The 25,705-nt window shown below is 51.9% G+C and carries 15 protein-coding genes and 1 pseudogene; 12 read left to right on the forward strand and 4 right to left on the reverse strand.

Going from position 1 to position 25,705, the window contains the following annotated elements:
- Positions 1 to 26 precede the first annotated feature (26 nt).
- On the forward strand, positions 27 to 500 hold the full coding sequence (locus J2T14_RS27550) for a hypothetical protein (RefSeq protein WP_307207719.1): 474 nt from the start codon (positions 27 to 29) through the stop codon (positions 498 to 500).
- Positions 501 to 726: 226 nt separating this feature from the next.
- Here J2T14_RS27550 and J2T14_RS27555 read toward each other — a convergent pair whose 3' ends face one another.
- Together J2T14_RS27555 and J2T14_RS27560 are read right to left on the reverse strand one after the other, a co-directional pair.
- Complete coding sequence (locus tag J2T14_RS27555) at positions 727 to 3,207, reverse strand: beta-propeller domain-containing protein (protein WP_307476146.1); 2,481 nt, start codon at positions 3,205 to 3,207, stop codon at positions 727 to 729.
- A gap of 170 nt (positions 3,208 to 3,377) precedes the next feature.
- Positions 3,378 to 4,343 carry an acetylxylan esterase gene (locus J2T14_RS27560; protein WP_307207715.1) on the reverse strand — a complete coding sequence of 322 codons (966 nt, stop codon included), beginning with the start codon at positions 4,341 to 4,343 and terminating at the stop codon, positions 3,378 to 3,380.
- Between the two features lie 203 nt (positions 4,344 to 4,546).
- Between J2T14_RS27560 and J2T14_RS27565 the strand changes: the two genes are divergently transcribed.
- The 4 genes from J2T14_RS27565 (at position 4,547) to J2T14_RS27580 (ending at position 14,397) form a co-directional block, all read left to right on the forward strand.
- On the forward strand, positions 4,547 to 10,519 hold the full coding sequence (locus tag J2T14_RS27565) for an S-layer homology domain-containing protein (protein WP_307476148.1): 5,973 nt from the start codon (positions 4,547 to 4,549) through the stop codon (positions 10,517 to 10,519).
- Between the two features lie 146 nt (positions 10,520 to 10,665).
- Positions 10,666 to 12,186, forward strand: a complete 1,521-nt coding sequence (locus J2T14_RS27570) for a spore germination protein (protein WP_373458222.1) — start codon at positions 10,666 to 10,668, stop codon at positions 12,184 to 12,186.
- Positions 12,179 to 13,264, forward strand: a complete 1,086-nt coding sequence (locus tag J2T14_RS27575; protein WP_307476152.1) for a Ger(x)C family spore germination protein — start codon at positions 12,179 to 12,181, stop codon at positions 13,262 to 13,264. The genes J2T14_RS27570 and J2T14_RS27575 overlap by 8 nt, the downstream gene beginning before the upstream one ends.
- Before the next feature lie 20 nt (positions 13,265 to 13,284).
- On the forward strand, positions 13,285 to 14,397 hold the full coding sequence (locus J2T14_RS27580) for a GerAB/ArcD/ProY family transporter (RefSeq protein ID WP_307476154.1): 1,113 nt from the start codon (positions 13,285 to 13,287) through the stop codon (positions 14,395 to 14,397).
- Between the two features lie 61 nt (positions 14,398 to 14,458).
- Here J2T14_RS27580 and J2T14_RS27585 read toward each other — a convergent pair.
- A pseudogene (locus tag J2T14_RS27585) lies at positions 14,459 to 14,776 on the reverse strand (alpha/beta hydrolase); the annotation flags it as partial.
- Positions 14,777 to 14,951: 175 nt separating this feature from the next.
- Positions 14,952 to 16,013 carry a SepM family pheromone-processing serine protease gene (locus J2T14_RS27590; RefSeq protein WP_307476159.1) on the reverse strand — a complete coding sequence of 354 codons (1,062 nt, stop codon included), beginning with the start codon at positions 16,011 to 16,013 and terminating at the stop codon, positions 14,952 to 14,954.
- Between the two features lie 137 nt (positions 16,014 to 16,150).
- Between J2T14_RS27590 and J2T14_RS27595 the strand changes: the two genes are divergently transcribed.
- The 7 genes from J2T14_RS27595 (at position 16,151) to J2T14_RS27625 (ending at position 25,616) form a co-directional block, all read left to right on the forward strand.
- Positions 16,151 to 16,753: a class I SAM-dependent methyltransferase gene (locus J2T14_RS27595; RefSeq protein WP_307476161.1), complete on the forward strand. Its 603-nt coding sequence runs from the start codon at positions 16,151 to 16,153 to the stop codon at positions 16,751 to 16,753.
- Positions 16,754 to 16,902: 149 nt separating this feature from the next.
- Positions 16,903 to 17,088, forward strand: a complete 186-nt coding sequence (locus J2T14_RS27600) for a hypothetical protein (RefSeq protein ID WP_307476163.1) — start codon at positions 16,903 to 16,905, stop codon at positions 17,086 to 17,088.
- A gap of 175 nt (positions 17,089 to 17,263) precedes the next feature.
- A complete protein-coding gene (locus tag J2T14_RS27605; protein WP_307207692.1) occupies positions 17,264 to 17,632 on the forward strand; it encodes a GntR family transcriptional regulator in 369 nt (122 codons plus the stop codon).
- Complete coding sequence (locus tag J2T14_RS27610; RefSeq protein WP_307476165.1) at positions 17,629 to 18,510, forward strand: ATP-binding cassette domain-containing protein; 882 nt, start codon at positions 17,629 to 17,631, stop codon at positions 18,508 to 18,510. The genes J2T14_RS27605 and J2T14_RS27610 overlap by 4 nt, the downstream gene beginning before the upstream one ends.
- The gene (locus J2T14_RS27615; RefSeq protein ID WP_307476167.1) at positions 18,507 to 19,253 is read left to right on the forward strand and encodes a hypothetical protein; all 747 of its coding nucleotides are present in this window, start codon (positions 18,507 to 18,509) and stop codon (positions 19,251 to 19,253) included. Before J2T14_RS27610 ends, J2T14_RS27615 begins: the two co-directional genes overlap by 4 nt.
- 140 nt (positions 19,254 to 19,393) lie before the next feature.
- Positions 19,394 to 22,372, forward strand: a complete 2,979-nt coding sequence (locus J2T14_RS27620) for a PD-(D/E)XK nuclease family protein (RefSeq protein ID WP_307476169.1) — start codon at positions 19,394 to 19,396, stop codon at positions 22,370 to 22,372.
- Positions 22,365 to 25,616, forward strand: a complete 3,252-nt coding sequence (locus tag J2T14_RS27625; RefSeq protein ID WP_307476171.1) for a UvrD-helicase domain-containing protein — start codon at positions 22,365 to 22,367, stop codon at positions 25,614 to 25,616. Before J2T14_RS27620 ends, J2T14_RS27625 begins: the two co-directional genes overlap by 8 nt.
- Positions 25,617 to 25,705: the final 89 nt, after the last annotated feature.

The following is a 25,705-nucleotide window of genomic DNA, read 5'->3' on the forward strand; positions in this document are numbered from 1 at the left end:
CGATGCAATAGAAGGAGAGACGGTCGGTGAAGCTTATTATGAAAATCGCGATATTTGCGGTTGCGGGTTATCTCGTGGTTCTTCTTGCTTATCAGGTTGTAATCCGCATCGAAGTGTTTAAGGCGGAAAGGTCGGCGGGGCGATTCTTTGACCGGCTAGCGGCAGGCCGGCTTGATGAGGCTGCCAAACAGCTTTCCATGACAGCTGGTTCGGACGGGAAGGCCGAGACGGCGCAGGAAGGCTGGCGAAGCCATATACAGGCTTTAAAGGATAAAGGTTTCTACGCGGTCTCCTACCGTGGATTAGAGGTTGATTATGATGACGGATGCGTATGCAGCGGGAGGGCCGACGTTTCGTTTATGGCTGACGGTCGGAAACGGACGCACAGAGTGATATTTACCCTGGGAGATCAAGATCGGGTCAGAGAGACGTGTTTGTTTCTAAGCGACAGCGAGTGGGGCGAGGCTTGGGATAAGGCAAGCTGTCATTACAGCTATTAATTGATGCTTCAGGCATCAGTTAGAGTTATGTTGGATCTGAGCAGTAACTTTCTGTATTTGAACTCGTTTCTATACGCTACGATGGATATTTGCAGTAACTTTTCCACTGATCGCTATAAAACGAAAATCGGCATACGAAGTTAGTGCAGAAATCCAACATAGCTGATATATAGGTGCACCATAGTGAAGGCCGGAATCGCGAGTGGTGCGTTTCCGGCCTTCTTTGTCATTCAACAACTATTGGCATCGGCAATACTTCCGGACCGCCCGGGTATGCTGGATACTGTTGCGAAGTATGCGGATAAGTTAAGCTTCCGCGCTCCTTCAAGCTATCGAGGTTATTGGCTTTCACCATACTGTCCGATAAGGTGTAAAGCGTATCGCCCGCGTAAAGGATGCGTTTAACCGCTTTGCGGTAATCGAAGCCGTATTGCCCGCTCTTAAGCAGATCCTCCTCGGTCAGATGGGTGATCGTTCCGCGCAGGGTGAAGCCTTGCTTCAAATCCACCTTATATACGTAGGCGCCTTGGTAGGTGAACTCGCCGTATGCGGGGAATTCGCCGGGTTTGAGATTTTCCTTGTTTTTGATCTCGTGAAGCTGCACCGGGAACGCCATAAGCCCCTTGTCCTTGGAGAACAGCAGCGCCTTATGGTCCCTTAACAGCTCGGAGTCCGTGCCGCGATCCCCGATGATTTCCTTGAACTGTTCGATAGGCTTATTGACGTTGGTGACGTCGAACATGGCAATCTTCATCCCTTGATAGAAGGCGGTCGCGGAATCCGGGTCGGTGCCGTCGCCTGACGATACGATTACCGTTTCCTTGCCGAAGCCGATCAGATGATTCTCGTCATACGGGTGCAGATAATCGCTGTAGCCCGGTATTTTCAACTGGCCGAGCACGGTAGGCTTGACGGGATTGCGCAGGTCGATTGCGAATAAAGGATCGACGTTGCGGAACGTCACCATATAAGCGCGATTGCCCATGAAGCGGACGGAATAGATGCGCTCGCCGGGAGCGAGCCCTTCCAGCTTTCCGATTACTTTCAAATTTTCGTCCAGCACGTACATATTGTTCGTTGCACCGTCCGCGCCGCGTGCCCAAACGTTACCTTTCGTGACGGCGATTCGGAAGTAACCGTTATGCTCATCCATGGAGAATTGGTTTAAAAGACTGCCAGGAACAGAGCCGCCGCCGACATAGACGATATGGCCCTGATCAAGCCTGAACTTATAAAGTTGCGTTTGCTCCGAACCCGAGTTGTTCGACGGTACATACTTCGTTGTCGTTACATAGAGATGTTTCTCCGATGCATACACCGTCTGGCCAGCGCCGAGATACGCCGATAGCTGCAGCTTCTGCTCCGGCTGTTCGAGATCGAGCGAGCCGATGAGCAGCATGCTGCTATCCGTTGAATTCGGGAAATAACGAATGTCTGAAAGAGGCAAGGACAGCTGCTTATCGGATATCGATGAGTCGCCGTATACAGGCTCGAAGGAACGAACCGTCTCCGAGTCGATCGGTTTGCCGTCTTCGAGTACTGTATAGTAGTGATTAAATTTGTTGCTTACGATATATAGCGCGCTGCCGACTTTGCGGGAGTCGATATAGCTGCCCTCTTGCTCAATCATTCTCACTTGCTTAGGCAGGCCGGACTCGTTCATTTCGTACACGAATGTTTTGACGAGATTGCGAGTAGGGATCGGCGGCATAATGGCTTTCTTGTCGACAAGCGTTGGCGTAACGGTATCCTTTGTTTCGATGGCCGCGCTGCTTGCCTCCGTAGCACTAGGCTCAGCCGCATCGATCTGACCGCCGTCATACATGTAGTTGCCATACGCGCTCTGTCCGCCGATGACGATGAGTCTTGCGCCGTCCGCATACAGCTCCTGAGGAATGAAGCCTTTCTCCGATGCATAGTCGAGCTGCGCGGCAAGCCTAGGCTTAGCCGGATTGGCTATCGATATGACTAGCACCTGCGAGCCGCTGATCTGATAGATGAACCTTCCGTCCGTCTTGGCATAGTCGGCTTCATCGACGCCTGCAACTTGCACGTTTGTCCCCGAGTAGTCTCCGCCCGAACCAGCCGTTTCAGCTTCAGGGGCAGCAGCGCCGCCTTCCGATTGCGAGGATTCCTTAGAATCCTCCATGGCTGCGCCACCTGTCATATAGTACCGATCGTCGTTCGATACGGCTGCCTGCATAATCTCCTTCAGCTTCGCGGCCGTTCCGATGACTGGCAGCTCTTCGGGCTCGTTAATCGTAACGACCTTGTTCGCTCCGTCCCAAGCAACGACTGTACCGAGCGACTCCGATAGAGCACGCAGAGGTACGATCGTTACATCGCCAAGCAGCCGGGGAGCAACGCTGAGTTTAATCGATTTTCCGTTGGCGATCATAATTGCCGATCCAATGGTCAAAGTAGCGGATCGCTCACCGCGGGCAAGCGTAGCCGATTTTGCTCCGTTCTCGCCTGTCCCGTAACCGACCGCAGCTCCGAGCGCTTCCGCAATCTCACGCAGCGGCACAAGCACGCTGCCGTTCTCAATGAATGCAGGCGTCGACACGTTCAGCGGCGCTCCGTTTACCGTAATGGAAATCTCGCCTTGCGCTGCTGCTTTGCCGCTGAATAATTCCCCAGCTCCAGGCGAGATCAGCAGCAAGATGGCTAGCAGCGCGGCCAATAAGCCTTTTCTTCGCATCTTCATATATACCCTCCTCTTATATAGACAACGTCACAACTATCGTAGTAGTCCGATTACTTCAATAAACGAGACAAGAGGCGCAATGGTTGCGCCTCTTGAAGCCGGGTAAGCATTATATTTCTAATCCTGTTCGAGCAGATGGATGTCCTGCGCAGCGAGCAGAGCTTACGCTCTTATTCAAACCATTCCGAATAATGCTCGCGTACGAATGCCAGCTTCTTCTCCGTATGTCCGGCGCCTCCGCCTTCGTGGCCGTTGAACGGATACAGGACGATATCTTTTTCGCTGGTGATCCGGTTATAGGTGGCGAAGTACATTAGCGGAGGGCAAACCTCGTCCTTCAGCGCTACCGAGGCATAGACGCGGCATTTAATCCGGTCCGCCATATTCATCGTGTCAAAATAGCTCAAGTTATCGAATACGAGATCGGTCTGCTCCGGATGTCTCTTCAAGTATTCGGCAACGCTCGCGAACGCGCCGTGATTGCCTTCGACGCGGCATACGAGGTTGCTGTTGCTTGGCACGTCGACCAGCGCCAGAACGGGTCTGTCGTCGAGCGCGCATACCGCCATGCCCAGCGCGCCTCCTTGGCTGCCTCCTTCGATTACGATCCGGGCAGGATCCACTTCCGCTTGCCCACAAGCGAAGTCGATCGCCTTCAAGCAATCCATATAGACGTGACGGAAGTAATATTCGTGCTTGTTATGTACGCCTTTGCTGACAACGTTCATCATGTGCCCGCTCGTATAGTCGGCGCTGTCGCCGGTGCTGCCGCCTTGGTCGCGGCAATCGATCGAGAGAACGGCGAAGCCCATCATGATCCAGTGCATGAAGTTGGACGGGACGCCGCGGCTTCCGGTGAAACCGTGATAATGAATGATGCACGGATAGCGGTCTTTGCCCAAGAAGGCAGGAACGATAAACCATCCGTTGATTCTCGTTTCGTCCATTCCGCAATAAGAAATATCATATACGCTGACCTGCGAGCTTGGGTAACCCACCAGCTGCTTCCTAGCATTTAAAGGTACGGATTTGGCCTGCAGAATGGTGTCCGACCAGAACGCGTCGAAATCGTCTTTTTTCGTTAAAGCGGGAAGATAGTCGTACAATTGCTTCGATACCTCGGAAACATACCCCATTCTCTATAATCCTCCTAATGGCTTTCTAGTCGTTATTATAAATCCAATAGACGCAATTGGCACCTTAAATCATTTCTCACTCATACCTCCTTTACAATCTTTTCATAGAACGTTAACGCCACTCATACATACGAGCTGTAAAATGCACTACTGAACCAACGTGCGAACCAGCCTGGAAAAAGAATGGAAGAGGTGCTTAACGCTTGAACAAGTTGAGAAAAAGAATGGCAGTCCTGCTGCTGGGCAGCATGATGCTAGGAATGACTCCTGCTCCGGCAGGTGCGATCTCCGTACCTTATGATGCAATCCCTAAGCTGCTGATTACGGAAATAGTGCCTGATAGCGAGAATGTGACCGGCGTTTCAACGGATGCCTATGAATTTATCGAGGTATATAACAATACGGATGAGGCTATCGATTTTGATGACAATTATTCCATCGTCTACCGCAATGGTGGAACGGATACGCCTTGGCCTGAGACGGTTGTTGCCGGGGATATCGTTATTCCGGCACGCCAATCGGTCGCGTTCTGGATTATGAATGCGGCTAACACCTCGCTAACGGCGGATGATTTCAACGCTAACTACGGGACTAGCATGGTTGAAGGCGAATCCTTGATCCGCTTAAACGGCGGAGGCGGTCTCCATAATTCGGCTCCACGCGACATCATGGTTCAGGATGCGGGCGGTGCCGTCATTGCAATGGCCTCCTACGAGAACGATGCGCAGACGGTGAAGAACAAAGGCATTTTGTACAAATATCCGATCGACGGATCGGTTCAGATGCGCATGATGACAAATCCGGGAACGAAGGCGGCAACGCCAGGCTTGGCGGAAGCGTCGCAAGTGCCTGCCGAGCCTTCGGGGGCCGGTACTTCGTATGAATCGACACCCACAATCGCTCATACGCCTGCCGCAGAGACGGGGCTGAGCGACTATGCGATCGCGGCAGAGCTGTCCGAATACATCGGAACCGTAACGGCATCGGTTTACTATAAGACGGATGCGCAGACCGAGTACGCGAAGCTGGGTGGAGAAGCAGTGGCTAAGGTTAGCGGTACGGCCTACGGATTGACGGCAGTTATCCCGCACGAAGCGTTCGCGGATAACAGCGCGCTCTCTTATTACATCGAGGCGCAAGATCAGTCGGGTGATCCGGCTGTTGTCTCCGAGGTGTACGAGGTGAATGTTACAACAGTAGAGGAGTCGCCTGCTATTGAACCGGAGGAACTCTCCTTGCTCATTACGGAACTCGTTCCTGACTCGACGAATATCGGAGCATCGGACGGCTATGAGTTCATCGAGCTGTATAATCCATCCTCAGAAGCGAAGAGCTTGAAAGATTATACTCTCTACTACCGCAATGGCGGCACCGATACGTCTTGGCCGCTGCAGACGGCGGATGAGGTAACGATCCCTGCAAAAGATTCTATCGTTTTATGGGTTATGAATGCGGACAACGGCACAGCAACGGCCGATATGTTCAATGCCAATTACGGCGGAGCGACGCTCGTAGAGGGTGTAGATTTGTTCCGCTTGGATCAGACAGGCGGCATGGCTAACGGAGGCCCGCGGACGCTCATTGTTAAGAGCAAGAGCGGAAAAGAAATCGTCTCGGCCGGGTACGAGAACGATGATCAGACGAAGCCGGACAAAGGCATCTTCTATAGTGTTCCGCTGAGCGGAACGAGCATGCTGATGATGGCTGGCGCAGGCACGGCCGCGGCAACGCCGGGCGCGGTTGCGGCGGAGCAATTGATACCGCCGGGCGGCAATATGCCGCCGGTTATTACGCATACGCCTTCGGCTGGCGTTCAATTAGGCAGTGATGCTGCGATCTCGGTTACGATCGCGAATGCGGAGAGCGACCAAGGAAAGACCGACGATGCGGTAACGGCTATGCTCTATTACAAGTCGGCTTCTCAGCAATTGTATGCGGCCGCCGCTATGTCGACCACGGGCAACGGCGTATACAAGGCTTCGATTCCAAGGGCGGCTCAGGTGGAGTCGCAGCTTGAGTATTACGTGCAAGCGAAGGACAGCGTGCATACGGTCGAAACGGAGCATTACGAGCTGTCGGTGACCGCCTTCCCTGCATTTGATGCGAATAAAGTGCCTCCGCTACTTATTACTGAGCTGCTTCCTAACAGCGTGAACGTAGGCACCGCGGACGGTTATGAGTTTATCGAGGTGTACAACAATACGACGGATGAAATCAACTTCCAGGATTATAAGCTCTATTATCGCTATACGGATTCCGGTCCTTCCGCAGATGTGATCTGGCCAACGGACCGCGAGGACATTCGTATTGCCGCGCAGAGCTCCATCGTATTCTGGGTCATTAATAGTGCCAATACAGCCAAAACGGCAGCGGACTTCAATGACCAGTTCGGCGTTAACCTGGTGGAAGGCAAGACGCTCATTAAAGTGTATTCGGATGGCATGGCGAACGGCTCAAGAAGGGGCGTTGTCATCGGAACCAATACCCACAAGGAAATATCGGCGGTCTATTATGACGGCTCGTTAAGCGGCGAAACGTCGGATAGCAAGGGTCTCTACTACGCATATCCGAGGAGCGGATCGGTCGAATCCTTCAAATATAGCGTGGGCACGAAGGCGGCTACGCCTGGTTCGCTCGAGGACATGCAGAAGCCTGCGGAACCTATCGAGCCGGCAGTCGATGCGGTTGCTCCTGTCATCGACGACATGACGGCGTTAACGGAAATCGCGGAGTCCAAATCGCTGGGGCTCGTTGCCGACGTTCAGGATGACCGCGAGGTTCGGACGGCGGCCATTTACGTCAAAACGAATACAGATGCGGGGTATACGAAGCATTATTTGTATGAGGACTATGACGATAAAATGTTCCACTTTACCGTCGCATCGCCGGATATGGTGGGCAAAGCTTATGTCGAATATTACTTCGAGGCTTCCGACGGTACGAACACGAAGCAATCTGAGCCGGTTCGCGTAAGCATTACCGGCGGCTCCGATCGCTCGCCGCTTCGGTTGAACGCGAAAAACGGCAATCTCGTTTCCGGCATATTCGAGCTTAAGGCCACTTCTGAGAGCGAGGATGCAGATGCGCTGACACTGACCGTGGACGGAGCAGTCCAAGACGGCACGTACCGTGCGCTTGAGCATGACGCGTACTTTGCTTTCGAAGCGGCTGAGGTCAATTATTACTTCAAAAATGCGGTTACGATGGGCGACGAGATTTTATATACGTTCATGGACCCGATTAATACGTTTATGACGCTTAACTACCCGATCGCCAGCGAGAGGCTGAAGCTTGGCGATAATAAGATCGCGATTCGCGCGGGAACGAAGACGGGTCCGTTCGATAACCGTCCGGAAGAGAACAAGGACGACTTTAGAGTGCGCAACGTGCGGCTTGTCCTTGCAGACGGGACAGTCATATACGATCCGTTGTACGGGGACAAGGCGAAGGACATCAAGATGGGCGACAGCGCGGGCAAATTCCCGGCGATCGAGTTCAACTTGACGCTTGAAGAAGAGGTGCTGCGCTCCAAGGCGCTCGCATGGGATACGACGGAGCTTCCGGACGGCAAGCATACGGTAACGGTATCGGCAGGCGGAGCAACCAGCGTATCGGCAGAGGTGACGGTCGATAATACAGCGCCTGTCATTGAGACCTCGCTTCAAGACGGCGAGACGTATCGCGGCGATCTGATCATCGATGCCGATGTGAGCGATGCCCTTGCGGGCGTTAAATCGGTAACGGCTGCCCTAGACGGCAACGCTATCGAGCTTCCTTATGCGACCTCTTCCGGCAAGCTGACGAGCGGGGAGCATACGCTTATCGTGGGAGCGACGGACCAGGCAGGCAATGCAAGCGAACGTACCGTCACGTTCGAGGTGCCGAATGAAAATCCGGACAAACCGGAGCTTATCGCACCGCTTAACGGCTCGAGCCTAACGACGAACCGTGCGAGCTTAACGGTGAAGGCAAACGACCCGATGGGCGATTTGCTGAAGCTGACCTTCTACAAAGGGTTTAACTTCGATGCACGAAGCAAGCAAGGCTTCACAGCGTATTCCGGCGCTTCCGACACGGAGCCGCCGAAGCAGCTTCAGCCGGGCGGCGAGCAGGCGTTCACGGCGGACGATTATGCGAAGATCGGAAAAGTCGACGGCGAGTACCTCGTTAACGATTCCGTTAACCAGTTCCCGTACCATCGCTTCGATATGAAGCTGGATGCGTCGGTGAAGGCGACCGACCGCGTCGACATCGAGTGGAGCGGCAAGTCGCTCGAAGGGCGTAAAGTCAGCCTGTACGCTTGGGATCAGAAGGAGGGCAAGTGGGCGCTGCTGGATTATAAAGTTGCCGGAGCAGAAGACTTTACGCTTAGCGCAACGGTGAAGGCAGGCGACTACAATACGGGCGGCGTCATTCATGCAATGGTGCAGGATGAGTTGCCGGTAACGCAGGATGAATATGATTTCTCCTTCATCTGGATGTCGGATACGCAATATTATTCCGAGAGCTATCCGGAAATTTATAAGGGCAACGTAGATTGGATCGTTAAGCAGCAGGACGAGATGAATATCAAGTACGTTATTCATACGGGCGACATTGTCGACGATGCCGATCAAGCTTATCAGTGGGCGGAAGCGAACAAAAGCATGAAAGTGCTGGAAGACGCGAACATGCCTTACGGCGTTCTTGCCGGCAACCATGACGTGTCGCATCAAACCGGCGATTACAGTTATTATTGGAAGCATTACGGTGAAGACCGCTTCAAGGACGAACCGCACTACGGCGGCTCTTACCAAAATAACCGCGGCCATTACGACCTGATCTCCGCCGACGGCGTGGACTTCATTATCGTGTACATGGGCTGGAACATCGGCGATGACGAGATTGAGTGGGTGAACGACGCCGTCGCGGCGCATCCGGACAGAAAGGCGATTCTTGCCTTCCATGAATACATGCTCGTATCGGCTAACCGGGCACCGGTTGCGGACAAAATCTATGAGCGCGTCGTCGTACCGAACCCGAACGTCATCGCTACGCTCTCCGGCCATTATCATGACGCCGAGACGCTCGTGGACAATATCGACGATAACGGGGACGGAACACCGGACCGCAAAGTATACCAAATGCTAGCCGATTACCAAGGCGCGGAGATGGGCGGTCTCGGTTATATCCGCTTGATGCAGTTCGATGTGGAGAGCAATCAAATCCATATGAAGACGTATTCGCCATACTTGGACGACTACAACTACTACGATCCGGCCCAGTACCCGGGCAAGGATGAGTTCGATATGGACGTTGACCTCAGAGAGATGAATAAACGCGTCGCTACCGACTATTTTGGCGTCAAAGCGTATACCGACCAGAAGATCGGCTCGGTTGAAAATGTCGCCAGCGGATCGGAAGCAACCGTCACGTGGAGAAGCTTGAAGGAAAACCGTTACTACGAATGGTATGCGGCGGCCGAAGACGCGAATAGCGGGTATACGCTGTCGGACATTTGGGGCTTCGCCGTAGGCGATCTGCCGAATAGCGGCAATGGCAATGGCAACGGGGAGCCGGAAACACCGACAGAACCAGAAAAGCCAACCGAGCCTGAGAAGCCGGTAGATCCGACGGTTCCTACTGAACCGACGCAACCGCAAGCCCCATTTAAGGATACGGAGAAGCATTGGGCGAGGGAAGCTATTGCGCAGCTCTCCGAGAAGCAGATCCTTAGCGGTTACCCGGACGGCAGCTTCAAGCCTGACGCGAAAATGACCCGTGCCGAGTATGCGTCGGTCATGTTCCGCTTGCTCGGTATGACGGCTCCGTCAAATCCTTCGTCATCGTTCAACGATACGGTGCAGAATGCTTGGTACAATTCGTACGTTCAAGCATTGGTTGAAGCAGGCATTGTGAGCGGCTTCGAGGATGGCAGCTTCAGGCCGGGACAGCAGATGACGAGAGAGGAAGCCTTCGTCATTCTCTACCGTGCAGTGAAGGACCGGCTGCCTGCGGCATCGGCCGACAGCACGAAGATCGCCGATCTGGAAGGTTTCTCGCCGTGGGCGAGAGAAGCGATGACTGCTCTTGTAGAGGCAGGCATAGTCAAAGGCTACGAAGACGGGACGCTCCGTCCGAAAAACGCGATTACACGGGCTGAAATTTCGACCATCGTTGCGTATTTCGTGAAATAAATAGGATGATGAATGGCGAATGGGGTTTAACCTCGTTCGCCATTTTTGTTTTGGAGCGCTATCGCGACCAAGGGAATGTATGGATCTTTGGATCGCCGATCATAATGGTGTTAACTCATACTTCAGGTGTAGGCAAGGAGCAGACTATGGAGCGGCAAAACGGACCTGTTAAGGATTCGGCTAATCTAAATAACGACGCCCGGAAAACGATCGCCGAGGTTTTTCGATTGGCGCGCAAATCCAGCGACTTTCATCAATTTTCCCCGTTCGAGGGCGACGATACCGTCCGCATTCAAATCAGTTATTATCAGTCCCTCGTGGATCATATGAAAATAAACCGTTTTCTCGTATCGGAAATTCAAAAAAATATCGAACGGCTAAACGATCCGGAAGATATTAAAAACGTGATCCCGTTAGATGACGTGAAGGTGACCCATGATGCGGACGAAGTGGGGAAAAAGCTAATTAAAGGATATGCCGTCATTCGGCTCAACGAGGCGGAACATGAGTTCATCTTGGTAAACGTGAGTCAAGAGGAGCTTGGTCACCGCCAGAGCAATGAAACCGAAAATGAATTCAGCGTCGTTGGACCTAAAGTCGGCTTTGTGGAAAATATAGATCTCAATATTCACCTTCTCAGGCAGCAAATTGCCGTACCGGAATTAGTCGTCGAAGAAATAACGATCGGAACCGTGTCCAACACGCGGGTTATTATCGTTTATCTGGATGGAGTTACGAACGATCAACACGTGCAGACGGCTCGGCAGAGGCTTAAAGCGATTCATTTAGATGTTGTTTTTGACAGCTCGTTACTTGACCAGATCATTTCGGATAACTCTAATTCGCCGTTCCCTCAGTTTCTATCGACGGAAAGGGTGGATCGCGTTATCTATGCCGTTACATCCGGACAAGTCGCCGTTTTCGCGGACGGTTCGCCTTACGTCATTACCGGGCCGTCTACATTTTTGGACTTTTTTATTTCGCCCGAAGACTATTTTTTGCCTTGGATACTCGGATCCTTCTTTCGCATCATTCGAATTTTAAGCATATTTTTCTCCATATTTGCCGCTCCGTTATATGTTGCCGTATTAACCTATCATTTCGAGGTGCTGCCGGAAACCTTGATCGAGCCGCTTATCATATCGCGCAACCAAGTTCCGTTTCCGCCTGTCATAGAGGCCGTCTTCCTGGAACTCACGATCGAGCTGCTGCGGGAAGCCGGAGCAAGGCTGCCGACGAAAATCGGGCAGACGTTAGGGATCGTAGGAGGAATCGTGATTGGACAAGCGACGGTTCACGCGGCGCTGACAAGCAATATTTTGCTGATCATCGTTGCTCTTTCGGCGCTCGCTTCGTTTACGACTCCCATTTTCAAAATGGCGAATACGATCCGGCTCTTGCGGTTTCCCTTTATCCTGCTTGCGGGCATTTGGGGCGGACTGGGCCTTGTCGCCGGGTTCCTTATTCTTGCAGGGCACCTACTGCGCTTAAGATCGTTAGGGACGCCATACTTGGTGCCGATATTCCCGTTTCGGACAGGCAATTTTGCGGACAGCGTCATACGCGCCTCATTCCAGTACACGACAAACAGAAGCAAGTTTTTAAAACCGAAATCCGATAAGCGATATCGACCGAAGGAAGACAAGGAGGATATTGACAATGAGTAGCATGATGCGTTTGCTGCTGATTCCCTTCATGGCTTTGCTCGTCCTGACAGGCTGCAGCAATGCGAACGTTATCGACCATATCCGGATCTTGACCGTTCTCGGATTCGACAAAAGCGACTCCGGTTATACGGGCTCGGCATTGTATTCCGATTATGAGGAGAAAGGAAAAATAAAAGTTCTTCAAGGAAAAGCGAAGCAAACCAGGGTGATCCTGAAAGAGATGGCCTTCCAATCCGCGCAGCCAATCCGGATTGAAAAGCTGAAAATGCTTGCTTTCAGCAAGGAAGTGGCGGGCGAAGGATTGTCCGCCTTTTTAAAAACAATATGCAGAGACCCTTTAATAAGCAATTATGTGATTATGGCCGTTTTCGATGAATCCCTTGCATCCGTATCCGAAAGTCTGGCAGGCAAAGGAAGCCAAGAGTTTCCTTATCATTTGATCGAACAAAATATGAAGCGCGAAATGATCCCTTATTCGAATCTTTCAACCGTTCTGTTTGATTATTACGGCACGGGGCGGGATTTTTCTATGCCTTATCTCAAATTAAACCAAAAAAAGGATATTGAGATTAGCGGTTACGGGATTTTCAAGGATGACCGGTTGAAGTTCGTCCTGAACCCGGAAGAAATGCTGTATTTTAAATTGCTGCAAGGCGACGCGATGCGGGGAGACGTTCCTTTTATGATCAAAAAGGGCTCCAATGAAGCTCCGGCTATCTTTACCGTTAATTACGGCAAACAGAGCAGAACGGTTACCTTCAATCAGAATGAGATTCTGGTCTCCTACTCCTTCATGTTGAGCGGAATGGTAAACGAATACCCGGAGTGGTTTGCTCTCGATGTGGAGGGAAATACCCACTCGTTAATTCAACAATTGGAAGGGCAAATCCGAAGCCGTCTTCTCGCGTTGCTGAACAAGTTCGTGAATGATAAGGTTGACCCGCTGGGCATGGGAGATTTGATCAGGTCTCGCCAAAGAAGCTGGAACGAGGAAAAGTTCTATGAGGCCGACTACGGAAAAATCAAATACGATATTCAATTCCGTACGCAACTAAGCAAGTCCGGAGTCGGAGAATAATGGGGTCAGGGGGATATCCGGTGGAAAAACAAGTAAAGGAAAGCTTGACCGTATCTCCGTACCTTCTATGGATTTTAATACACGGCACGCAAATGGGCGGCACCTTGCTGATTTTCCAAAGCCGCATTATCAAAGGGGCTGAAATGGACTCTTTGTTTTCTTTTGCGGCAGTGGGGATAAGTTTTCATTTCATTATTGCGATGATGTTTTTTTTGCTGGAAAATGCACCGGATGGAGACCTTATATCGCTGCACAACCAGTTGTTCGGGAAGCGGCTCGGCAGCCTTCTGACTCTCGCGTTCTATGCCTATATCCTTTTGTTTATCGTAAACGAACTAAGATCCTACATGGAAGTCATACATGTCTGGGTTTTTCCTTATACGCAGCTTTGGATGTTATCGCTTATGTTCCTGTTGACTACCGCATACCTTGTATCCGGAGGCTTAAGGGTCATTACAGGCATTTTATTCGTCTGCATCATCGTTCCCACCCTGCTGATTCCGACTCTCTATTTCCCGCTGAAGCAAGCGCATTGGACGAATTTTCTCCCCCTATTCAACCATAGCCCCTACGAATTTGCAGAGTCGGCCTACCATTCGTTGAGCACATTGTTAGGGGTAGAGTTTTTGCTTTTATTGTATCCCTTTATCAAAAATCAGAAAAAATCCAAGAAATGGGCTCATCTTGCGGTTGCCCATTCCACTTTAATTCCTTTGATCATCGCGTTTGTCAGCTTTTCTTTTTTTAATATTCAACAGCTGGAGCATACCATCTGGCCTACGCTTATTTTGTCCAAAGTCATCCGCTTTCCGTTTCTTGAAAGGTTTGATTATATTTATATTTTCATTTGGTTTTTCGTGATCATTTCCGCATGCTGCGTGGGCATGTGGGGAGGCGTCCGAATCCTGAAGAAAACGGTCGGCCTGAAAGCAAAACCTTCCTTATGGTTAACCAGCGGTATCGTGTTTGTCATTATGCTTCCGATGAAAAGCCCGATGACGATCGAAAAGCTGGATTCCGCGATGACCTTGTCGGGATGGATTCTATTGTACGGCTATATTCCGCTGTTATGCATATGGGTAAGCCTAAGTAAATGGTTTAATAAAAGAAAGAGTATTCCAAACGAAAGGTAGAAAACCGGACCCAATCAACTTCATCCTTATCTGAAGCATCCGTACTTTGATTTGATGCCAGCTATAGCCTATCTGCCAGCCAAGGCTTGATAAGCGGCAATGCCGTGGCGGGCTGCATCGCTTTCGTGTGGTCCATGTCGTCTCCGGTAAGAACGACCACATCCCAGCCGAGCTGCTCCAACAAGGCTTTGTTCTTCCGCAGTAAGCCGATGATGTCCACGGTTACGCCTCCGAATTTGTTCCCATATACGATCGAATCCTGCTCCCCTGCGAAAGCGAGCTTCGGAATCGTCACTAAATCTTGAACCGCTTTATCGTCAAAATTCTTTAAGCTCGCATACATCGTGACGAACTGCTTCGTCTGATCGGGGTTGATTTCTGCAACCCCTCCAAACCTGTTCTAAAATCATCATACAACATTCATGCAATATTTCGGTTTGGGGTCGCTGAGCCAGCGATACAGCAAGGTTCTCAAGCTAAATATGTTAACGTAGCACTTGAAGGTATTACTTGAATGACGGGCGAGTCGACGGAAGGGAAAATAGGAAGCTCTCTTATGCCGTAGAATCGAGATTCTCCAAGTATTCCAGCGCTTCGTCCAGCGTACGCACAGGAACGATCGTTATATCGTATTCCCGCTTCTTGGCCTCGTCCAAAATATCTTTTTCGTTGCTGTCATTCGGGTTCGCGTCTGCGGGACTGAAGAATAAATCGACGCCAGCGCGGTCGGCAGCAATGATTTTGTCGCGAATGCCTCCAATCTGCCCCACCTTGCCAGACGCGTCGATCGTACCCGTACCGGCAATCGTCAAGCCATGGGTCAATTCGGCTGGATCCAGCTGGTCGGCGATCTCAAGGGCGAACATGAGACCGGCGGACGGCCCGCCGATGTCGGATACCGTAAATTCGACCTTAACGGGAGGCGTAATCTGGAATTGATCCTCCGTTACGAGTCCTATTCGCGGATACGCCTTGCTTGATAGAGGATCGCTTCCCGCCAACCCGTATAATTCCACGGCTAGTTCCAGCTGTTGATCATCGCGCAGAACGCCGAGCTTGATCGTATCGCCAGGCTTTTTCCCGGCGTCCAACATGGCGAGCATATCGTCAAGTTTCGTGACGGACTGCCCGTCGGCTTCGATTATAATATCTCCGGGGAATATAATTCCCTCCGCTTTGGAGCCCGCGTAGATCGACTGAACGAAAATACCGGTATACTTCACCGGCACTTGCTTGCCGGATGCTTCGAGCGCCGCGGCGACGGCGCTATTTTGCGATCGTTTCATCATATGTTCAAGCAGCGCTTTATACTGAGCGTCAGTCAGGTTTCCTCGCACCTTGGCTGCTTTGCGAACTTCCGTGTCGGGAGCGAGCAGCCCATAGAGCAGCGTGAAGGTATTGCCGACCTTGGAGCTAAAGACGGTCGTCAGGCTGAAGCTGCCATCCTTCGATGGCGCACCGTTCTCTACTTTGACGTAATTCGCGATTTTCTCAACGGTTCCCGGCTGGTAAAGGTAATAAGGCAGCGGAACGAATAGCATCCCGGCAAGGAGCAGAAGAAAGACGGAATAAATGATCCCCGCTCGAGATCGTGCATTTTTCTTTGTTTCGTTCATAAGTGTCCCTTTCTTGTACGGTATCTGACCCTATTATCCCACAGGATGCCCCCAAGCTGGAAGGGAACTCCCATGCGAATGTCGAATTCAATGACAAAATCAATCAAAGTTCAACCTAAGACAGGGGATCGGGATAAATGGACAAACAATCGTTACGCACGACGTATAACCAGCATGCCGAGCAGCGGAACAAAAACGGCATCGAGCCTTGGAAGGAGCAGGAACGGGAGCGTTTCCTAAGCCTCTTGAAGCAAGAAGCCCGCCAATCATTGCTTGAAGTCGGAGCGGGGACCGGGCGGGACAGCTTGTTTTTTGCTCAAAACGGGCTTGACGTGTTCGCGGTCGATCTATCCGATGAAATGGTGGCGCTTTGTCTCGACAAGGGGCTGCGCGCGAACACGATGGATTTTTATGAGCTCGAGTTTGAGGACGACCATTTTGATGCGATATACGCGCTCAATTGCTTGCTCCATGTGCCGAAGAACGATCTGCCAAAGGTGCTGCGCGAAATCCAAAGGGTGTTGAAACCAGGGGGTCTGTTCTTCTGCGGCGTATATGGAGGTCAAGATACGGAAGGCGTATGGGAGCAGGATACCTACGAGCCCAAACGTTTCTTCTCGATGTATCTCGATGAGGACATCGTTCCTATATTCGGGCGGCATTTCGAAATAATCGATTTCCACACCGTCCCGATGAGCGATGGAGCGCCTCATTTTCAGTCGTTGACGCTGAGGAAGTGACTTGAACTATTATTGCGATAGAGTAGAATACGGAAGCATGGCTGCGGAGACGCAGCTTTTTTCTTTTTTTAATATTCGGGAAATGATAGCTCAACAATCTTTACAACTTTTCCGCAATGCCATCCGTTGTACATGCAGAGGTGGGCAAATTGCCGACAGACGAACAGTTAATCGAGGAGATCCAAGGCGGCAGCATAGCGGCCATGGAGATGCTCGTGCGTCTGTTTGGCTTGCCGGTTCTTTATCCTTTTGTCGCTATTGCGGTTATGATTGCAACGATAGTGCTAAGCCTCTCACTGTTATACGGAACGATGAGGCGTAAAGAGGTTATGTAACCGTGTTGGACATGAGAGCAATCGAAATGCTCACCAGAGACTGTTCCTTCGAAAAGAAGGGAACGGTCCTTTTGTCGTTGGACAAGCGAATTGAAAATTGGGATTGACAGGAAAATCTAATGGTTATATAGTTAGTTACATAACTAATGAACCATATAAGTGAAGAGGTGATAACGTGTTCGACGACCGTAGCCCCATCTATCAGCAAATCGCTGACAAAATCAAAGAGGACATTATTAGCGGCGTGCTGTTAGAGGACGAACAAGTGATGTCGACCAATCAGTATGCGGCCTTCTATCGCATCAACCCGGCAACGGCTGCGAAGGGCTTTCAATTGCTCACGGACGAAGGGATTTTGTATAAGAAGAGAGGGATCGGGATGTTTGTCAGCGGAGAGGCAAGACAATCGCTGCTCGCGCAGCGCAGGGACGTGTTTTTCGAGGAGGTTGTCGACAAGATGCTGGCCGAGGCGGATAAGATCGGCGTGCCGGTGGGCGACATTATTAAACGGATCGAATCCGTGAAAGGGAGGGATGAAGCATGACGCTTGGTATCGAGGTGAATAAGCTGCAGCTCCGCTACGGAAGCTTTACCGCGCTGCATGACCTGACCTTCAAGCTCGACGGGGGCAAAATATACGGTCTTCTCGGGCGCAACGGCTCGGGGAAAACAAGTCTGCTGTCCATTCTGGCGTCCTTCCGGCTACAATCGGCAGGCTCGGTCTCGATCGGGGGCGAAGCTCCGTTCGAAAATGCTAAAATGATGGAGCAGGTTTGCTTCATTCAAGAAAGCGGACATATGAACGAAGGATTCAGCGTGCGCGACGCGCTTTCGCTGGCAGCCAGCTGCTGGCCGAATTGGGACGATGCTTATGCGGCGAAGCTCGTTAAGCTGTACGATCTGCCGCTCAAGAAGCGCGCGACGACACTGTCTCGCGGTATGAAGTCGGCGCTGGGGGTTACGATCGGCCTTGCCAGCCGCGCTCCGGTTACGATCTTCGACGAGTCGTATCTCGGCATGGATGCGCCGTCCCGGTACACGTTCTACGAACAGCTTCTAAACGATTATATGGAGCACCCGCGCACGATTATTTTATCCACTCATTTAATCGAAGAGGTAGCCTCCTTGTTCGAGGAGGTTCTTATCATCGATAAGGGGCGTCTCATCGTGCATGAGGAGACGGAATCGATCCGAACGAAGGGCAGAGCCGTCACCGGACCGGCCGAAGCCGTCGACCGGTTCGCACAAGGAAAGACGGTATTTGGAGAACAGAAGCTTGGCCGTACGAAATCGGTTACCGTGTTCGGCGAGTTGGACGATGCGGCTTGCGAACGGGCGATATCCGAAGGGCTTGAGCTGGGCCCGGTATCGCTGCAGGATTTGTTTGTCCATATGACGAAACGAAAGGGCGATGAACAATGAATCGGAAGAGAAGACATCCCGCGATCAATGTAGCGCTCAAGTTATTGTATACCTATCGTTGGACGATCGGCATTTATTGGCTTGTTTTCTTATGTATCTATGTGGCTATTGGGGTTATTCTTCGATCGCCGACTGTCGGGGCCGAGATGGATGCGCAAGGAATATGGGAAGGGGCGTCCACCTCGCCTAAAGTATTTTTGCTCGTCATCGGCATTCTGATGACGCCGCTCTCGCTTGCCAGCTTCGTCTCGAACGGGGTGACGAGGAGGCATTTCATCTGGGGCGTAAGCGGACTGCTCGTTGTCTACTCGGCGATTTCGGCAATTATTATGGTGATAGGCTACCCGATCGAGCAGTGGATTTATGACAAGTACGATTGGCCTCTCGAGCTTAGCAATCCTCACCTGTTCAAGGATGCGTCGCAATTCGGATTGATTTTCGTCGAATATTTCTTCTTGTTCATCGCTTTCTTCGGCAGCGGGTGGTTGATCGGTTCCTGCTTCTACCGCTTTAATTGGAAGCTGGCCGTGGTGTTAATACTCCTTGCGATACTGCCTGCGATGGCGATGGAGACCGTCATATCCGCCGATTGGATCGGTTCGATCCTGCAAAAGGCATACGATATCGAGCGTGCAAGCCTTGCTGCCGTTATTCCTCTGGCGCTCTGCATCGTAGCTCTGGTATTTGCCTCCGTCTTCTTGCTGCTGCGGAAAGTCCCGGTTAAGCGCAAAGTGCTTTCATAATCGTTGGCAGGTTAATCAGCCCATTCGGAAATTATCTTCTGAATGGGCTGTTTTTTTTGGATTTCGTGACACCCTGTTGTCAGAACAAACGTTTATAATTGAGAAAAGTTGGAATGACAACGGGAGGTCGAAGCGTAACGATGATAGCGGGCCGACAGGTTAAGCAGCTTTATGAGTGGTTAGGGAGCAATCCGCTTGAGCGGAAGATATTGCTCGCTCAGAGTCATGCAGAGGGTCATAGACTAACCGAAAGAGTCGTTCGCGATTACGGTGCCGTGCTGCACGCCGAGATTCGGACATTGACATCATGGGTGCTTCAACTGACTGAGCTATCATTGGCACAGCTTCGAATCCGTTATATAAGCCGGGAGGAAGCCTATTGGGTTATTCATAAGCTGCTCGTGCAAGCGAGCGTTGCGGGCGAGGCTTACTTGCGTGGAATCAGCATTACGCCGGGGGTCGTGCGGGCCTTTGCGGAAGCAGTCGTCGAGCTTCGCGAAGCCGGTCTGCAAGCACGCGATATATGGCCGTCGCACTTCGAATCCAAGGCGAAGGGCGACTGCATGCAGCGGCTGCTTGATCGTTACGAGCAGTATTTGATCGAGCATCAGGTTAGCGACTTCGCCGGTCTGCTGCCTATTGTACGCAAGCTGCCGAAGCGCCATGAGCTGATCGTGACGGATCCTATTGATGCGTGGCCTGTCGTTCATCGAGAGATGCTGGAATGCCTGGCGGATCCTAATCGGCTATGCATGGTCGACCGTGCTCCGGGCTGGTTGGACGGAGATCGTCCATTGCCGATGGCTTCCGTTGCTTTCCGCCATGCTGTGGGGCCGCTGGCGGAGGTTCGAAGCGTCTTCCGCATGATGGCACAGAAGCGGATGGCATGGGATCAGACGGAGATTATCGTGTCTGATGATGAGGCCTACACGGGAGCTATTTATTCGATGTCGCGTATGTACGGCGTGAATTGTACGTTTTCCGGAGGACTGCCAATCTCGTATTGCCAGACCGGCAAGGCGGCAGAGTCCTATTTAGGCTGGTTGGAATCGAATTTTAACGTTGATTTCGTAGTTAAAGCATTGAAGCGGCAAGTCATTTCATTAGGGAATGACGAGGAGCAACGTATAAAGACCTCCTCCTTCACTCGCGAGCTGGAAGGAGCAGCTATCGGATGGGGGCGGGAACGCTATCGGCTTGCTGCCAAGCTAGTTAAGGCGTATGCAGAACGAAGCAGCGAGATGGATGAAGCGGACGAACGGTTGGCGAGCATTCGGGAGTCTGAAGCTATTTGGAGGCATTTCGATACTTTTTTTGGCCGACTATTTGTAGGGCTGCCCGATACGCAACAAATATCGCCCGTCGCTCTCCTTGCGGAAATGATCACATTCGTTGATCGATATGCGGCCATTCGGGATGCAAGCGACCGCGAAGCGTTGAGCGGAATGAAGGAAATGCTGGCCTCGATGCAAAGGGTTAGCGGTCAGCAGGGTGAGCTGCCGCTGCATTTGGCCATCTCGTTTGTCAGGGATGTATTGAGCGGGATCCGTATCTCTGTTACGCCCCTACAGGAACCGGGAGCGGTGCATGTGACGTCGCTCTGCGATGGGGGACAGAGTGGCCGCCAGCATACATTTATCGTCGGTATGACGGAGAAGTGCTGGGCGTTATCGAATCGCCAGCATCCCATTCTGCTTGATGTCGAGCGGGCGCGAATAAGCGGAGGCTTGCCGACAAGCAATCAGCGAACGGAGCTTAGATTTGCGGAGAGGAGCAGCCGCCTTAGTTCTATTACGGGGAACTGCTACTGCAGCTACGGTTCCTATGATACGGCGGCGAACACCGAGCATTATCCGGCTTTTGAACTGGTACAGCTTTATCGACTAAACAGCGCCGATAGGGAAGCCGACTACGAAACGGTGTACCGGCATTTGGGTGAGCCGGAGCGTTATTTCGGGAGTGCGTCAGAGCCCTGTTCTTTGGACGGTACCGACGCCATGCTGGCTCATCTTGTTGCGCCGAACGGACAGATTAGGGAGGGTGGCGAGGCTTTGCTTCGTTTGTACCCTAACCTGGCAGTAGGGGCACGCGCAGCTTCGGCGAGACAGGAAGAGCTAACGCTTTCGGAATTCGACGGTATGATTAATACCGGCTGCGAAGCGATTGCTGCCGACATTGACTCGAAGCCACATCTGAGCGCAAGCCGCTTGGAGTTATTCGCTCGTTGTCCTCTTCAATACTTTTATCACGAGATTTTGGGCGTTCGGGCGATTAGCGCTCCTGCGTTCAATCGTTCGCAATGGCTGGATCCGATGCAGAAGGGAAATCTCCTTCATGCTATCTATAATCGTTACTTGGAGGCTGCATCGGCACAAGGCTTGGCAGAAGAATTAATGACGCCGAAGCACGATAGGCTGCTGCTTGAACGCTTAACCGAAGAGGCGCTTCGCGAATATGCGGAGCTTATTCCGGCACCGAGTGCATCGGTATATCGCAAGGAATGCGAAAGTATTCGGCAAGATACGGAAATCTTCTTTGCAAGCGAACGGGGGCGTACTTCCATGCCGATATGGTTCGAGCTTCCCCTTCATGACATGGGCGATCCGCTGGAGGTTGAATTGGCAGAAGGGCTCAGTGTTCCGGTGAAAGGGTACATCGACAGAGTCGATCAGATCGGACCGCACCAGTATAAGATCTATGATTACAAGACGGGCAGTCCGAAGAGATTCAAGGAGGCCGACTACTTTGCCGGGGGCACGCAGGTACAGCTAGCGCTTTATAGCGTCGCTGCTCAGCAATTGCTGCGGCATTCGGGACTGGATAGAGAAGCTAGCGTCGTCACATCCTCGTATTATTTTCCAACGGTTAGGGGGCTCGGCGAGGAAGCGATTCGCGAGCAAAACGACAGCCGCAAGGAACAATTGTCCGCATTGGTTAGCTCGGTAATCGAGGCTATCGGTCAAGGCATGTTTCCCCCTACGGATAACCCCGAGCATTGCAAATGGTGCGATTATCGAGCGGTATGCGGGGATCATGCGGTTCATTTCAGGGAAAAGAGAACGTATGAGTCGAACGCAGACCATCTACGATCCATCACGGAGGTGAACGGCCATGGTTAAGCAGCAGGTGGATGACGATCAAGTCGCTCGCGAGCGAATTGCTCGCGACCTGGACGTTACTTTATTGGTTGAGGCCGGCGCAGGATCAGGGAAGACGACGTCAGTTGTCGGTCGTATGATCGCGCTTATCAAGTCGGGTAGCACCGAAGTACATGAGATCGCTGCCATAACGTTCACGAACAAAGCCGCATCGGAGCTGTCCAGCCGCTTCCGAATAAAGCTTGAGCAGGAGTTGCGGGCAAGCAATCACGAAACGGAGAAGAGGCGGCTGGCGCAAGCGATGGCCCGGCTTCATGAAGGCTTCATTGGCACGATCCATGCTTTCTGCGGGAGATTGCTGCGGGAGCGTCCGATAGAGGCGAAGCTGGATCCTGCCTTCCGTGAGATGGATCAGGAGGAGGACAAACAATTCAGAGACGATTGTTGGGACGACTATTTGGATATGCTCCGGGAACAAGGCAATGAACATCATATTGATGAGCTCGCAGAGCATTTAATAGATGTGGAGGATTTACGCGCTGTCTACCATCGCGTATCGGGGTACGAGGACATTCAGGTTCATACGAAAGCGACGCCGCGTCCGGATTTCGATGTTATTCGGCTATCGCTTTTTCCTTTGCTGGATGAGGCGAATCGCTATATTCCAACTCATGTTCCGTCTGGCGGCCACGATGAACTTCAGAAGCTGATTCAACAAGCGGGCAAGATACGGCTGCTGAGCTCAATGGCACATGATATGAACGTGCTGACGCTTGCCAAGCAGTTTGATAAGGAGCTTAAGATTACACAGAAGAAGTGGTCCGACAAGGAAGCGGCGAAACAGCTATTAGAGCGTCTGCATCAATGGCAGATCGGCATTCTATGGCCATTTCTTACACGCTGGAGAGCGTATATGCATCCTAAGCTGATCGCCTTCGTTCAACCGGCCGTGAAGTATTGCCGTGACAGGCGTGCCGCCGAAGGGAAGCTGAACTTCCAAGATCTGCTCATGCAAACCGCAGCATTATTGCGCGAGCATCGGGAGGTGCGTGCATACTTTGCAGCAAGGTACACCCGCTTGTTCGTAGATGAATTTCAAGATACGGATCCGATCCAGGCAGAGATGATGCTTCTGCTTACTGGAACCGATCCGAAGGAGAACGACTGGAGACGCCAGCTTCCGCGCCCCGGCTCCTTATTCATCGTCGGCGACCCGAAGCAGTCAATCTACCGCTTCCGTCGAGCGGACATATCGACGTATAACTTCGTGAAAGGGAGAGTGGCGTTATGCGGCGACGTTCTACAGCTAACACGCAACTTCCGCTCTGTTAAGAGCATCGGAAACTACGTTAACTACGCATTCGAGAGCAAGTTCGCCAAAGTAGAGCAGCCGTCCGACTGCCAAGCCGCATTCGCGCCTATGCTGACGCAGCAGCCTAATCCTAAGGGCAAAGGCGCCGTCCATGGCGTATTTACGATCACGATACCGAAGGTCGATTATGATCGCAAAGCGGTTATCGCGGAATTGGACGCCGACCGCATTGCTAGATATATAGCCAGAGCATGCGGCGGAGAGCTCAACATACAAGAGAGGGATAGCAAAGAAAATCCGTTGCTGCGGCCTGCGATTCCAGGCGACTTCATGATTCTGCTGAAGCATAAGCAATTTATTAACCTTTATGCAGCCAAGTTAGAGCAGTACGGTGTAGCTGCAGATACGTCAGGAAGCGAAGTTCTCTATGAAGAGGTGCATACTCTCTACCAGCTTGTGCAGACGCTAGGCGATAGCTCGAACCGAATACCGCTGCTGGCCGTCCTGCGAGGCATGCTGTTTGGGGTGAGCGATAATGCTTTGTATCATTTTCGCAAAGAGGCTGGTTCGTTGTCCATCTACACGAAGACATCGGAGGAACAGCTGACGGATCATGCAAAGCCCGTACTTGCCGTCTTGCTTAAGTTGCGCGGATACGCCGATGTTGTTAGGGAGCTGCCCGCGCTTGCCGCATTAACGCATATCGTGCATGATCTTGGCTTGCTTCCGCTATCCGCTGTAGGCCGGACAGGCGCATTGCGAAGCGGTACGCTCCTTAAGCTTCTTGAGATGGTGCGAGCCGATTCAGAAGCGGCATCGGATTGGAGTAAGCTGACAAGCTGCTTGCAACGTCTAACGGAATCGCGCGGGATAGAAGGAACGAGCCTATTCGCAGGCAGCGGAGAAGCTGTCCGTATCATGAACGTACACCGGGCGAAGGGGCTGGAAGCTGCTATCGTATTTCTTGCATCGCCTTGCGGGGACACAAGCCACGATGCGATGGAGCATATCGATCGGCTATCCGAACCGCCGCAGGGCCACTTCACCATATCTCGTCCGAAGGACAGCAATCATATGGAAATGATCGGCGAGCCGGCAGGCTGGGAGCGTCTATCCGAGCGCGAACGAACTTTCATGCATGCCGAGACGGACCGTCTCTTATATGTGGCGGCAACCAGGGCGAAGCAGCTTCTCATTGTAAGCCGTTATCCGGTGCGCCCGGCCATTGATCCTTGGAGTCTGCTCGCGAGCTCGCTGAGCGGTCAACAAGAACTGGAGGATGAGCCGTTCGAAGCTGTTATCGCTCCCGGGCTTGCAATTAAGTCTGATCACAGATTAGAAGAAGCCTTCGAGAATTGGCAAGCTTACGCTGCGGTTGCCTCGCAAGAGACGTACCAAGTAACAAGTGTTACTGCACTCGCCAAAGGCGCAGGTTCGGGATCAGGTTCAGGATATCTACCAAGACCTACCGACGGCGGAGGCGTGGCCTTTGGAAATACCGTTCATCGATGCTTGCAGGCGATTGGTGAAGGGATGTTGGTAGAACAACTGCCGGATTATTGCGAAATGGTGTCCGAGCAAGAAGGACTTAAGCTGGAATGGCGCGGTCGTGCGATGGCAGCTATTGAAAGGACCATAGCGAGTAACCTATGGAAACGCAGTGAGCAGGCGAAGCAGAGACATTTCGAATTTTCCTTCATGATTAAGCGGGAGCAAGGCGGGCAGGAGAAGCTGATCCGCGGCGTCATTGATCTTGTATTCGAGGAAGAAGACGGCTGGGTTATTGTGGATTTTAAAACAGACCAATTCGCATTAGAGAACGGGAAGCAATTTGTCGAATTTTATAAGCATCAAGTTATGGCCTATGCGGCCGAATGGACGGACACCTTCGGATTTCCGGTGAAGCAGGCGGGACTTTATTTCATCCATCACGACAAATACGTGGAGCTATGATTAAAAAATTTTCCATAAATTAAGGAATTGCTAGAAGGTCATTGCCGAAGATTGTCGAACTTTATTTAGAGAAGTATCAATCAATTACC

The sequence above is a fragment of the Paenibacillus harenae genome, assembly GCF_030812415.1.
Lineage (GTDB): Bacteria > Bacillota > Bacilli > Paenibacillales > Paenibacillaceae > Pristimantibacillus > Pristimantibacillus harenae_A.